Annotated in this window: 11 protein-coding genes; 9 read left to right on the top strand and 2 right to left on the bottom strand. The window is 50.8% G+C overall.

The features are described 5' to 3' along the window. Positions 1-20: 20 nt before the first annotated feature. From GK091_RS07430 to GK091_RS07410, 5 genes are all read left to right on the top strand, one after another. Entirely contained in the window at positions 21-1,826 is a 1,806-nt protein-coding gene (locus GK091_RS07430) for an acyl-CoA dehydrogenase (RefSeq protein WP_164035954.1), read from the top strand. 130 nt (positions 1,827-1,956) lie between these two features. Then, positions 1,957-2,982 (top strand): YheT family hydrolase, encoded by a 1,026-nt coding sequence (locus GK091_RS07425; RefSeq protein ID WP_164035953.1) that lies wholly within the window; start codon positions 1,957-1,959, stop codon positions 2,980-2,982. A gap of 39 nt (positions 2,983-3,021) precedes the next feature. Next, complete coding sequence (serA, locus tag GK091_RS07420) at positions 3,022-4,941, top strand: phosphoglycerate dehydrogenase (protein WP_164035952.1); 1,920 nt, start codon at positions 3,022-3,024, stop codon at positions 4,939-4,941. Positions 4,942-5,018: 77 nt separating this feature from the next. Next, a complete protein-coding gene (locus GK091_RS07415) occupies positions 5,019-6,095 on the top strand; it encodes an aminotransferase class V-fold PLP-dependent enzyme (RefSeq protein ID WP_164035951.1) in 1,077 nt (358 codons plus the stop codon). Between the two features lie 160 nt (positions 6,096-6,255). Beyond that, positions 6,256-6,951, top strand: coding sequence for a porin family protein (locus GK091_RS07410; RefSeq protein WP_164035950.1), 696 nt, complete (start codon positions 6,256-6,258; stop codon positions 6,949-6,951). Between the two features lie 66 nt (positions 6,952-7,017). Here the strand turns inward: GK091_RS07410 and GK091_RS07405 are convergent, their stop codons facing one another. Next, on the bottom strand, positions 7,018-7,563 hold the full coding sequence (locus GK091_RS07405; protein ID WP_164035949.1) for a DinB family protein: 546 nt from the start codon (positions 7,561-7,563) through the stop codon (positions 7,018-7,020). A gap of 218 nt (positions 7,564-7,781) precedes the next feature. Between GK091_RS07405 and GK091_RS07400 the strand changes: the two genes are divergently transcribed. Then, a complete protein-coding gene (locus tag GK091_RS07400) occupies positions 7,782-8,906 on the top strand; it encodes a spore photoproduct lyase family protein (RefSeq protein WP_246202162.1) in 1,125 nt (374 codons plus the stop codon). A gap of 165 nt (positions 8,907-9,071) precedes the next feature. Continuing rightward, positions 9,072-9,431: an endonuclease domain-containing protein gene (locus tag GK091_RS07395; RefSeq protein ID WP_164035948.1), complete on the top strand. Its 360-nt coding sequence runs from the start codon at positions 9,072-9,074 to the stop codon at positions 9,429-9,431. Between the two features lie 52 nt (positions 9,432-9,483). Here the strand turns inward: GK091_RS07395 and GK091_RS07390 are convergent, their stop codons facing one another. Beyond that, complete coding sequence (locus GK091_RS07390) at positions 9,484-11,520, bottom strand: M13 family metallopeptidase (protein WP_212592945.1); 2,037 nt, start codon at positions 11,518-11,520, stop codon at positions 9,484-9,486. Between the two features lie 188 nt (positions 11,521-11,708). Here GK091_RS07390 and GK091_RS07385 point away from each other — a divergent pair, with 188 nt between their 5' ends. Continuing rightward, a complete protein-coding gene (locus tag GK091_RS07385; RefSeq protein ID WP_164035946.1) occupies positions 11,709-12,164 on the top strand; it encodes a DUF4920 domain-containing protein in 456 nt (151 codons plus the stop codon). A 57-nt stretch (positions 12,165-12,221) separates the two neighbouring features. Further along, on the top strand, positions 12,222-12,680 hold the full coding sequence (locus GK091_RS07380) for a hypothetical protein (protein ID WP_164035945.1): 459 nt from the start codon (positions 12,222-12,224) through the stop codon (positions 12,678-12,680). The last annotated feature ends 48 nt before the right edge of the window (positions 12,681-12,728 follow it).

Here is a 12,728-nt window from a genome sequence, read left to right as displayed (position 1 = left end):
GCTTTCTGACTCTCTTTACTATGGCCGCAACCTATTTCAGCAAACGCAATCTGCAATTTCTGCTTCACGACGTATTTAAAGCTGACGAACTCACCCGATACGACTACTTCAGTGCTCACGATCGCGAGACGTTTAACCTCGTGATCGACTCGGCAACCTATATTGCCGATACGCTCATGCATCCGTATCTGAAGGAAGTTGATAAAAATCAGCCCGAACTCAAAGACGGTAAGGTAACGGTCCATCCTAAAGTCAAAGAGTTTCTTAAGGCGATGGGCGACGCCGGTTTGATCGGGGCCGGTTTCTCATTCGATCACGGCGGTCAGCAACTTCCACAGGTGGTCAGCTCTCTGGTGGGTTTCATTCTCATGGCGGCCAATAATGGTATGATGTATACTGGGCTGACAACGGGTTCGGCCCACTTGATCGCTTCGTTTGGTAGTCCCGAACTGACCGAGTTCTACCTGCCCAACATGATGGCAGGCACCTGGCAGGGGACCATGGCGCTGACGGAACCACAGGCCGGTTCATCGCTTTCGGACGTGACGACCTCCGCCACTCCCCTACCCGATGGCACCTACAAGATCAACGGGCAGAAAGTGTTCATCTCGGCGGGCGATCACGACGCTGCGGAAAACATTGTGCACCTGATGCTGGCCCGTATCGACGGCGCACCTCAGGGCACCAAAGGCATTTCGCTGTTTGTCGTGCCAAAATATCGTCCGGATGGCACAGGAAATTTTGTCGATAACGATGTCACGTCGACGGGTTTGTATCACAAGATGGGTCAGAAAGGCGTTCCGGCCATGCACCTGACGATGGGCTCGAACGACAACACCATTGGCTACCTCGTGGGTCAGCCGCATCAGGGCTTACCGTATATGTTCCAGATGATGAACGAGGCCCGGATCGGCGTTGGTATGACCGCAACGGCTATTGCTACCGCGGCTTATTATGCAGCCTTGCAGTATGCGAAAGAACGACCACAAAGCCGTCGACTGAATGAAAAAAACCGGCTGGATGCGCCCCAGACCGCGATCATCAATCACCCGGACGTTCGACGAATGCTACTGTTTCAGAAAGCGGTTACCGAAGGCTCGTTATCGTTGCTGGTTCAGGCGGCCAAGCTGTATGACCTAAGCCACGTGCTGGAGGGTGAGGAGAAAGAAAATGCGTTCCTGCTGCTCGATCTGCTGATGCCCGTAGCCAAAAGCTATCCGTCCGAAATGGGCGTTCAGGCGGTGAGTCAGAGCATACAAACGTTCGGCGGCTATGGATTTACGGAAGATTTTCCGGTCGAGCAACTTTACCGTGACATTCGGATCACACCCATCTACGAAGGTACAACCGGGATTCAGGCGCAGGATCTGCTGGGCCGTAAGATGACGATGAAAGGCGGTAAAGCGCCACAGCTCCTGTTTGCCGAAATGAGTAAAACGATTGCCGAAGCCAGCACCTATGACGACCTTAAGCCCTATGCCGACCAACTCAGTGCCGAACTCAAGCGTACGCAGACGGTGGTGATGAACCTGATGCCTCACGCCCTGAACGGCGATACCGAACGCTATCTGGCGGATGCGACGCTGTTTTTGGAGTTGTTTGGGATTGTCGTCGTTGCCTGGCAGTGGCTCATTCAGGCCACCGTGGCTAAACAAAACATGGTAACGCAGAATCCATCGGGCGACGATCTGGCATTCTACGAGGGCAAAATTCACACGATGAAGTTCTTTTTCCATTATGAGGTTCCGAAGACATTGGGTCTGGCAAAACGACTCACCGATTCGGAAGTACTGACGATCGTTACCGAGAAAGAACTCGCGTTGTAATCGACCGCTGAAGGGTCACCCAGTTAAGCTAGGTGACCCTTTTTTGATTGCCAACTGATTGTTACGAAATAAACGCACGCTGCTCCGGCGTTTTTCTTACCTTTGCGGCTTCAATCACCCGCGTGTTGTAATGCCGCTGATTGCCCCATCGAGTTACCAGCCGCCCGCCCGTTTGTGGAATGGGCACTTGCAAACCATCATTCCCTCGCTTTTTCGCAAGGTTGCGGTTTCCTACGTCCGCGAACGGATCGAAACGGCGGATGATGATTTTCTGGATCTCGACTGGGCCTACGCTCCGAATGACTTGCCTGCTGCATCCTCATTCACTCCTCATCACTCATCATCAAACCCCCTCGTCATTCTCTCCCACGGTCTGGAAGGCAGCTCAACGAGTCAGTATCTGGCTGGTATGGTGCGCCACCTGACCCGGAACGGATTCGATTGTCTGGCCTGGCACTACCGCTCCTGTAGTGGCGAACTGAACCGCCAGCAGCGTTTTTACCACATCGGCGAAACGGGGGACCTTCACTTCATCTGTCAATATGCGCTCTCGAAAGGCTATCAGACCCTGTATCTGATGGGCTTCAGTGCGGGCGGAAACGTTACGGTAAAGTACATCGGCGAGCAGGGTACAGCCCTGAACCCGGCTATCCAGAAAGCAGTCGTGTTTTCGGTTCCGCTTGATCTGATGGGCTCGGCCCGACGACTCGAACAATGGGATAGCCTGGTGTATAACTACCGGTTCAATCGAACACTCAAACGCAAAGTAGCCCAGAAAGCGGCCGTCATGCCGGGTGTTTTCCCAACCGAAGTAGTTGGTAAAGCACGAACGATCCGGGAATTCGATAATCTGTTTACAGCCCCGCAGAACGGTTTTCGGGACGTAACCGATTATTATACCCGTAGCAGTTCGCTCCAGTTTATTCCGACTATTGCTATTCCAACGCTGATTGTCAATGCCAAAAATGACCCGTTTCTGTCACCCGAATGTTTTCCGGAACAGTTGGCGCGGGAACTCCCTGCCGTATGGATGGAGTTTCCCGAACAAGGCGGTCATTGCGGATTTCCGTCGCTGGCGCAGGGCATCAATGGCACCTACTGGTCGGAAGAACGGGCGGTAGCGTTTTTAACAGAATCCAAATCGAACCAATCATAAGTAGATCAACACGTTGCTGTGATAGCGACGTTCTCACCCATGCTCACCAAAACCTCAAACGTCGGTACGACCGAACAAACGTATTATATCATTGATTTCGACAGCACGTTTACAAAAGTAGAAGCGTTGGACGTGCTGGGCGAGATTTCACTAATTGGTCGACCCGACCGCAATGATGCGCTGGACCAGATCAAAGCCATCACCGACCGGGGTATGTCGGGCGAGATTTCGTTCACTGAATCGCTCGAACTCCGGTTGAATCTGCTGAAGGCTCACCGCGATCAGCTTCCCGCGCTGATCGAAACCCTGATGGGTAAGATTTCGGATTCGTTCCAGCGGAACAGGCAGTTTCTGACCGAAAATGCCGACCATATTTTTGTCGTTTCCAACGGCTTCAAGGAATTCATTACGCCCATCGTTACGTCGCTGGGTGTGCTTCCCGAAAACGTGTTTGCCAATACGTTCGTATTCGATGAAACGGGCAACATCACTGGTTTCGACAACGCAAACCCACTATCGGCCAACGGAGGAAAATCGCAGGTTATCCGCGACCTGAAACTCGACGGCGAGGTGTACGTTATTGGCGATGGGTATACGGATTACGAAATCCGGGCTTCAGGGCTGGCGAATCGGTTCTATGCCTTTACGGAGAATGTGATCCGGCCCCGCGTGGTCGAAAAAGCCGATTTTATTGCGCCTTCGCTGGATGAGTTCCTGTACCACAACCATCTGAGCCGCAGCCAGTCGTATCCCAAGAGCCGGATCAAAGTATTGCTCCTGGAAAACGTGCATCCGGTAGCGGTCAAACTGTTCGAACAGGAAGGATTTAACGTCGAAATCCGTAAGGGTGCGTTGGACGAAGAAGAGTTGATCGAAGCCATCCGGGACGTATCGATTCTGGGCATTCGCTCCAAAACAATGGTGACGCAACGGGTGCTGGAAAACGCCAATAAGCTCATGACCATTGGCGCGTTCTGCATCGGCACGAACCAGATCGACCTGGCGGCCTGTACCGAACGGGGTATTGCCGTCTTCAATGCACCGTACAGCAACACGCGTTCGGTAGTTGAACTAGCCATTGGTGAGATCATTATGCTGATCCGCAACATTGTTCCCAAAAGCAATTTGATGCACAAGGGTGAGTGGGACAAATCGGCGACAAACAGCTTTGAGGTGCGGGGCAAGAAACTGGGACTCGTTGGGTATGGCAACATCGGCACGCAGCTTTCAGTCGTTGCCGAAGCGTTGGGCATGGAGGTGTACTTCTACGATGTTGTCGATAAACTCGCGCTTGGCAACGCCCGCAAATGCAAAACGCTGGACGAACTGCTGGCGATTGCCGACATTGTCAGCCTGCATACTGATGGCCGGAAAGAAAACAAGAACCTGATCAGCTACCGCGAATTCGGGCTTATGAAGAACGGGGTCATTTTCCTGAATCTCTCGCGCGGTCATATCGTAGACATTCCGGCACTGGTCGATGCCATCGAGCGGGGTAAAATTGGGGGGGCCGGGATCGACGTATTTCCGTATGAGCCGAAAACGAACAACGAAGAGTTTGTCAACGCGTTGCGCAACCAGCCGAATGTTATTCTGACGCCCCACATTGGTGGCAGCACCGAAGAAGCGCAGGCCAACATTGGTAATTTCGTTCCCAGTAAATTGCTCGAATACATCAACAACGGCAGCACGTACGGCAGCGTTAACTTCCCGGAATTACAACTACCATTGCTGAAAGGTTCGCACCGGCTGCTGCACATCCACGCGAACGTGCCGGGTATTCTGGCCAAGATGAATACCATTTTTGCGAAGTACCACATCAATATTCACGGCCAGTACCTTAAAACCAACGAGCAGATCGGTTATGTAATTACGGATGTGGCCAAAGAATACGCCGACGAAGTAGTTGAAGAACTCAAGCAAATCGACCAGACAATCAAATTCAGACTTTTGTATTAATTAGCGATAGTGTGAATGAGTGATAGAGCGGTTAACCGCTCTATCACTCATTCACGTATTCACTCTTTAGCTCCTTTATGAAACAAACTTACTTCACGCCCGGTCCTGCCGAATTATACCCGACGCTGTACAAGCACCTGCAAACGGCAATGGATGAGCAGATTGGGTCCATTTCGCACCGGAGCCAGAAGTTTCGGGATATCTACCGATTCACCGATACGCAGCTGCGCACCCTGCTAAACATTCCGGATACGCACGGCATTTTCTTCACCGGATCGGCCTCCGAAGTGTGGGAACGCATTTTGTTCAACTGTGTTGAGCATGAGAGCTTTCACCTCGTCAATGGCTCGTTCTCCAAGAAGTTTTACGACTACGCCAACGCCTTACACAAATACGCGCATGTGTTCGAAAAGCCGTTCGGCGAAGGATTCGACTACACCGAAGTCGACGTTCCCGAGTATGCGGAGCTGATCTGTGTAACGCACAACGAAACGTCGTCGGGGGTTCAGATGCGTCCTACGGAGATTCACAAGCTGAAACGTAAGTACGCCAAGAAACTGGTGGTCGTGGATATGGTTTCGTCGGCTCCGTACCCTGATCTGGACTTTGCCCTGGTTGATTCGGCGTTCTTTTCGGTCCAGAAAGCGTTTGGTATGCCCGCCGGTCTAGGCGTCTGGATTGCCAGCCAGACCTGTCTCGAAAAAGCGGAACGGCTACAGAAATACGACAACCTGACGGTTGGGGCACACCATACGCTGCCCACGCTCTGGAGCCATTACAAAACCTTCGAAACCCCCGCTACACCGAACGTGCTGTTCATCTATCTTCTGGGAAAAATTGCCGAAGATTTCAACAAGATAGGTATCGATACCATCCGCAAACAGACCGACGAAAAGGCTCGGATGCTTTATAAATTCCTGGATGCGTCGGACGATTATACACCCTTCGTCAAACAAGAACGCCACCGATCGCAGACAGTGGTTGTGGCTACGACAAAAGAACCGTCGACTGAGGTTATTGCGAGTGCCAAACAGGCGGGCATGATCATTGGAACGGGTTATGGGAAGTTCAAGGAATCGCAGATCAGGATCGCCAACTTTCCGGCCGTTTCCATTGAACAGGTAGATTTACTCATCAATCAGTTGCAGAAATAAAAACCTGGTTTATACTTTTTCCAGACAGGAGCTTCCTTACGCAAGTAGGGAGGCTCTTACTTTTGCATATAGCCGGGAATCGAAATCGAGCAAACCTTATCTAAACTTTACAGTTTACTAGATCAATACCCAACGAACAACGCATATCAACTCAACGACGATGAAAAAATTACTATTTGCTACAGCTTTGCTAACGAGTCTTTCGTTGGCCAGTTATGGTCAGAACAATGCCGATTCAACCAATCGCTCGAAACCGATCATTGATGAGAAAACCCGGCAAGATGTCCGGGAAAAAGCCAACCAGGTCGATGAGAAACTGAACGAAGAAGTCGAGAAATCCATCAACTATATGCAAAATAACCAGCTCAGTTGGTTCCAGCCGGGCAACGTTTTTGTGGGTGGTGGCGTCGGGTTCGGAACAACCAGCGGAAAAGTGTATTCCGATATAAACGCTCGATTGGGCTATTTCTTTCAACCAGGTTTTGCGGCTGGTTTACGGTTTGACTACGATCGGCTCGTCGGCAATAAATACCACGCCCGACAAGCGGGTATCTTCGCGCGGTACTATCCGTTCCGTACGCGGGTCAGCAGCTTCGTCGGAGCTAGCCTGAACGGTGGCCGTGAGTTTTCGGAAAATATTCCGTCCGATACAAAAGCAACATATACCAGCGTGGGTCTGGAACTGGGTGCGATGTTCTGGATTCTGCATCGGCTGGGTGCTGAAGTAAGTTATGAAGGAAATTTCTACAATAAGTTTGACCCTAGTCTGGGGCGCGGCAAAGGTGGCCGGTTGAAATTTGGCGTAAATTACTATTTTGGCCAAGTTGGCAAGCGGGGCATCCGTCTGGCAAAATAGACCAACAACTTACTAAAAACGGCAACCGGCTAATTTACAAATTAGCCGGTTGCCGTTTTTAGTGAACTATCCATTCGTCAGGTAAGTGGATTCTTCGTCTGGCAACAAGACTAAATGATGCTGCGTGTGGGCACTCGTAAAATACAGCATCTCCCGGACCGTTAGATAGCCGAGTAACGGGTGCGGAATCAGAAATGAGTCGAGTTCGTCGTCTGACCATCCGTTGATGCTCTCCACGAGTGCCTGGTAAATAGTCTGAAACCGGTTAACGATTACGTGCTTCTCTACCGCCATATCCTCGGGCCGGGGCGTCATCGTAGCCGGTGCCAGCCTGCGCAAACCGAGTGCTTTCTGATAAATAGCCGCGATCGTTTCGTAGGATCTGGATGGCATCTCAGCGAAACCCCACTGTTTGAGCACATCGCGTGGCCCTGCCATCAGTTTAGCGACCGGTCGGGCCGATAAGTACAGGTGTTGCATCACTTCGGCAACCGACCATTTTCCATTGATTTGCCGTTTAAACTGATCTTCCGAAAGGTGTTCTGCTACGTCGATGAATAACTGACAGTCCGTTACCAATCGGGATGTTATGTCGGTCTGTGTGCTTTCCATACGTTTCCTTTTTTGCAAGATTACAAAATTATCCGGTTTTCTGCGCGCTGTCAGTTTAGAGAGGCTGGGCTGAAAATAATTCACAATGTACTGACAATCAGTAGAAAAACTAACAGACAAATACTACTCACCGGGATTTATCCTAGCACTAGCGTTGTTCTAAGATAGACGCTCAACAGTGTATATTTAGTGACCCCTACTCTTCGTTTACTCTCGTTATGATCAGTGAATCAACCAAGTCCAGCTTACCTGCTGAACCCCTTGTCAAGTCGGCCCGCGTCTGGATGCCGAAACGGGTTGTCTTTACCGCCGATGCCCTTAAGGAACCGTTTGGACAGGCTATGTACGAACGCATTACGGCGGTTGGCTTACCGATCGAGGTTGCTAAGAACAACCGCATTACGGGGCTTCGCGGGGCCGACGAGCGGGAGACGTATCGTATTGCCAAAAATACGCTGGCCATCGTGAATGCACCGCCTGGTGCTTTCCGGCTTCAACCCATTCCCCCCTCGGCCGACTGGCAAATGAATCTGGCGGAAGGTTGCCCCGCTCACTGTCAGTATTGTTATCTGGCGGGTAGTCTGGCCGGTCCGCCTGTCGTGCGGGCTTATGCGAACCTGCCCAAAATGCTCGATCATACGATCGCATACGAGGGTACATTCCCTCCCAATAAAAGCTGGCAGGGACACGACCCGAATCGACCTACCAGTTTTGAGGTGAGTTGTTATACCGATGTGCTGGGTATTGAACACCTGACCGGCAGCCTGGCCGAATGTATCCGGCATTTCGGTACGCGTGAGCAAGGGCAATTGCGCTTCGTAACCAAATACAATCAGGTTGACGATCTGCTCGATTTACCGCACAATGGACAGACCCGCGCCCGGTTTAGTCTGAATACGGATTCGGTTGCCCGCCGTCTGGAAGGCGGTACAGCCTCGGTTGAAGCCCGTTTGCAGGCCATGCGGCAGCTGGCACTTCCCCGCCAATCAGGCGGTGGCGGTTACCCGATTGGGGTTGTTTTAGCGCCCATTATGCCCATTCCCGACTGGCGTGAGCAGTACACCGACCTACTGGATCGCATTAAAGCTCTTATCGACTTTGATTGCGATATGACCGTTGAGTTCATCACGCACCGGTTCACCCCCGGCTCCAAGGATGTGCTGACGCAATGGTATCCGAACACATCACTCGACATGGACGAGACAACGAGGGCCGAGAAACGCAACAAGTTTGGCGGTACGAAATACGTCTATCAACCTGTCGACATGAAGGCGATGAAAGTGTTCTTCTACGAGGAGTGGGCCAAACGATTCCCGAATGCGCCGATTTTGTATTGGACGTAGTTTCTGGCTCCCCTCACTGTACTATTCTATTCTATTCCCCTCACCCCAACCCCTCTCCCGAAACGGGAGAGGGGCTTTTATTGCAAGAAATGAATTGGTTCAATTGAACCGTTGATGAAGTTACCTCTGCTCTCTATACAGTCTTAAGTGTTTTACCTTAAGAAAATGATCGAGAGAGTATCGAATGATCCGTTAATAAAAGAACTGCGTCGTGAGTTACGGCAGAATCAGACGCAGGCAGAAGATGTACTTTGGGAAGAACTTCGTGGGCGACGTTTAGCTGATACGAAATTTCGACGACAGCATAGTCTGGGCTACTTCATTGTTGACTTCTATTGTGCGGAGTACAAGCTGGTTATAGAAGTTGATGGTGCGGTTCACAATACGCTAGAAGCCCACATTAAAGATGCTGAACGCGAAGCAGTTCTTTGCGACCTTGGCTTAACCATCCTTCGTTTCACAAACGACGATGTACTATATACTATGGGTCAGGTAATCAAGAAAATTCATGAGAATTTACAATAAAAAGCCCCTCTCCCGAAACGGGAGAGGGGTTGGGGGTGAGGGTAGAGAAAAATTACCAAACCCGCGCCTGATCGACTTCCGGTTTATACAACTTCTGACCCGGTTTCACGTCGAATGCCTTGTAAAAAGGCTCAAAATTGGTGAGCGGGCCATTCACCCGGAATTTGGCGGGTGAATGCGGATCGGTTGAAATACCAGCCCGCTCGGTTTCGTCGCGAACTTTGATTCGCCACACCTGCGCAAAACCCAGAAAGAACCGCTGATCGGGCGTAAAACCATCGATTTTGTCCGTACTCTTTCCTTGTTTGGTCAGTTTAAATGCCTGATAAGCCAGTGTGATGCCGCCCAGATCGGCCAGATTCTCACCTAATGTCAATCGACCATTCAACCGGAGATTATCCAGTACGGTGTAATTATTGTATTGATCAACAACGGTTTGCACCTTTGTCTTGAAGCGTTCAGCATCCTGTTTGGTCCACCAGTCGCGAAGATTGCCATTGGCGTCGTACTGACGGCCCTGATCGTCGAAGAGGTGCGTCATCTCGTGACCGATCACCATGCCAATTCCGCCGTAGTTGATCGCGTCGTCTGCGTCTTTGTCGAAGAACGGAAACTGTAAGATCCCGGCCGGAAAAACCACTTCGTTGTTGGTCGGATTCGCGTAGGCGTTTACCGTTGGCGGTGTCATTCCCCACTCGGCCCGGTCAACGGGTTGGTTGATCTTGGCGAAGTCTTCTTTGTAGGCATGTTTCCGGGCCCGCTGAACATTACCGTAATAATCATCCCGCTTGATGTCAACATCCGAATAATCTTTCCATTTGTCAGGATAGCCAATTTTCTTGACGAATTTATCCAGCTTGACCAGGGCCACAGCTTTGGTTTCGGGGGCCATCCAGTCCAGTTTTTCGATCCGCTCGCGATACACTTTTTGCAAATTGTCCACTAGGGTCAGCATCCGTTCCTTCGCTTCCGCCGGAAAATATTTCTTGACCCATAATTGTCCCAAGGCTTCGCCCAGTGCGCCATCGGTCCGACTGGCCATACGTTTCCAGCGTTCGGCCAGTTGCGGCTGACCATAGAGGGTTTTGCTGTTAAAATCGAAGCTGGCCTGTTCAAACGGTTTGCTGAGCAGATTGGCATTATGATTCAGCAAATCGAATACGAGACGATCTTTCAACAAACCGATGGGCGTGGTGGGCAGCGTTTTATCAAGTGCCTGGTAATAGCCCGGTTGCGACACCAGAACGGTATCGATGCGTTGCAGTCCCATTGTGTTCAGCAGCGTCCGCCAGTTCAGGTTTGGCATCTGCTTCGTTAGATCCGCCACGGCGAATTTATTGTAATTGGCCACCGGATCGCGTAGGTCAGTGGGGGCTTTGTGAGACTTGGCCAGAGCCGTTTCAAATTCCAGAATGGCCTCGGCTTTGGTTCGGGCCGACGTTGGATCAACGCCAACCATCGTGAACAGCTTTGCGACGTAAGCCACGAAAGCGGTACGAATTTTCTTCGATGCCTCGTCGGTGCGGGTATAGTATTCTTTCTCGGGCAATGACAAACCCGCCTGACTAAAATTAAGGCGGTTGATCGAACTTTGCCGATCGTCGGAGCCAACATAAGAGCCAATGAACTCCCCACCCCGGTTACCTTCATCGGCTGCCAGGTAAGTCAGCACCTGTTTGTAATCGGTCAGGGCATCTATTTTTGCCAGCTCGGCCTTTACGGGTTCGTAGCCAAGCTTATTGATCGTAGCAGTATCCATGCCGCTGGCGTAAAAATCACCGACCTTCTGTTCGACGCTACCCGCCTTCGCATCAGCCTTGGCGGCTTCCTCCAGAATAGACCTCGTTTTCTTCTGATTATCTTCGTAAATCTGGTAAAACGAGCCCCAGCCCGTCTGATCAGCAGGAATTTTTGTTTTCTTCACCCAGGTGCCGTTCGCATACGTAAAGAAATCATTTCCTGGCAAGACCGTCGTATCCATGCCGGACTTATCGAAAAAAGACGTGCGGGATGGCACTTCATCCTTTTCCTTTTTCTGACAGGCGGTGACCACCAGTGCCAACAGCGCAACCGCAAAAACCTGATTCATTCGTAGCATAATTTGTTTGTCGCTTATTCGTGCAGTGAGACCCGTTACAGGAAACAAAGGACAAGATTAGAAAACTTACTGAAAATTGCTCTAGTCTGCTTAATCCGTGTCCGTAAGCGAAATCGAAAAAGGCAAACCCGCAATCTTTGCGTATCTTCGTTTATCGATACGTCAACTTTGTAATCATCATGAAAAAACTGTTCATTGTCAGCCTACTAGTGGGTGCATCGTTCGGTGCCTTCGCCCAGAGCGACCTTAGTTACCACGGAAAAAAAATCACCGAAAAAGGGGCTATTCCTGCCACAGAGCTTGCCGCCAAGATGGACGGAAAAGATAAGATGCCCGCTAAGGTTGAAGGCACGGTCGAGTCGGTCTGTAAAGTTAAAGGCTGCTGGATGAAAGTTAAAACGGGCGACGGGCAGACAATGCGCGTGAGCTTCAAAGACTATGGCTTCTTCGTTCCCAAAGACATCGTTGGCAAAACGGTTGTCGTAGCCGGAACCGCAGAAAGCACCACCACGCCCGTCGATGAACTGCGCCACTACGCTGAAGACGCGGGCAAATCGAAAGAAGAAATCGCGAAGATCACCGAACCCGAAAAAGCCTTGACCTTCGTGGCAGACGGCGTGATCGTAAAAAAATAGGTAAGCTATCCAACCTTTCGTTGGGCGCAGGTGTCTTCGTAAAAAAAAGAAGGCATTATGGTCGATTTCACAAAGCTGCTTACGGGTATACTCATCGCTGGAGCAGCCTCTTTTTCAGCTTGTCGTTCTTCGGAAACAACACCACAGGAAGAACTACCCGCGGATTACTTGGCACTGAAGACTGGAAGTTCCGTACAAACGTCAACTGGCTTAGCCGTCCGGGCGGATTCGGTCACTGTATCTATTTGCCCAGATAACGCTAATTGTTTCGCCCCGAACAGTGCCGGTGTTGTGTTACGCCTGTCGAAAGCGTCGCAAAGCCAGTCGGTACGTTTGTTTGCCTGGATTCCAAACTACACGCGCAGGCCAAATGGTTCGCAGGTATTTACGGACTCAGCTGGCGTTGATTTTAGTGGACAACGATACAAGGTCATTTTGCGGAATGGGCATTACAGTGATCGGTCCAACCCCGAACGTTCATCGGAAGTTATCGTTCAGGTTTCGCCGATTGAATAAAGTAGGCTATATCAGCAAATTTCGTATCATTAAGGCTGCAACGACTCG

The sequence above is a fragment of the Spirosoma agri genome, from assembly GCF_010747415.1.
Taxonomy (GTDB): domain Bacteria; phylum Bacteroidota; class Bacteroidia; order Cytophagales; family Spirosomataceae; genus Spirosoma; species Spirosoma agri.
This window is presented reverse-complemented; position numbering and strand designations above follow the sequence as displayed.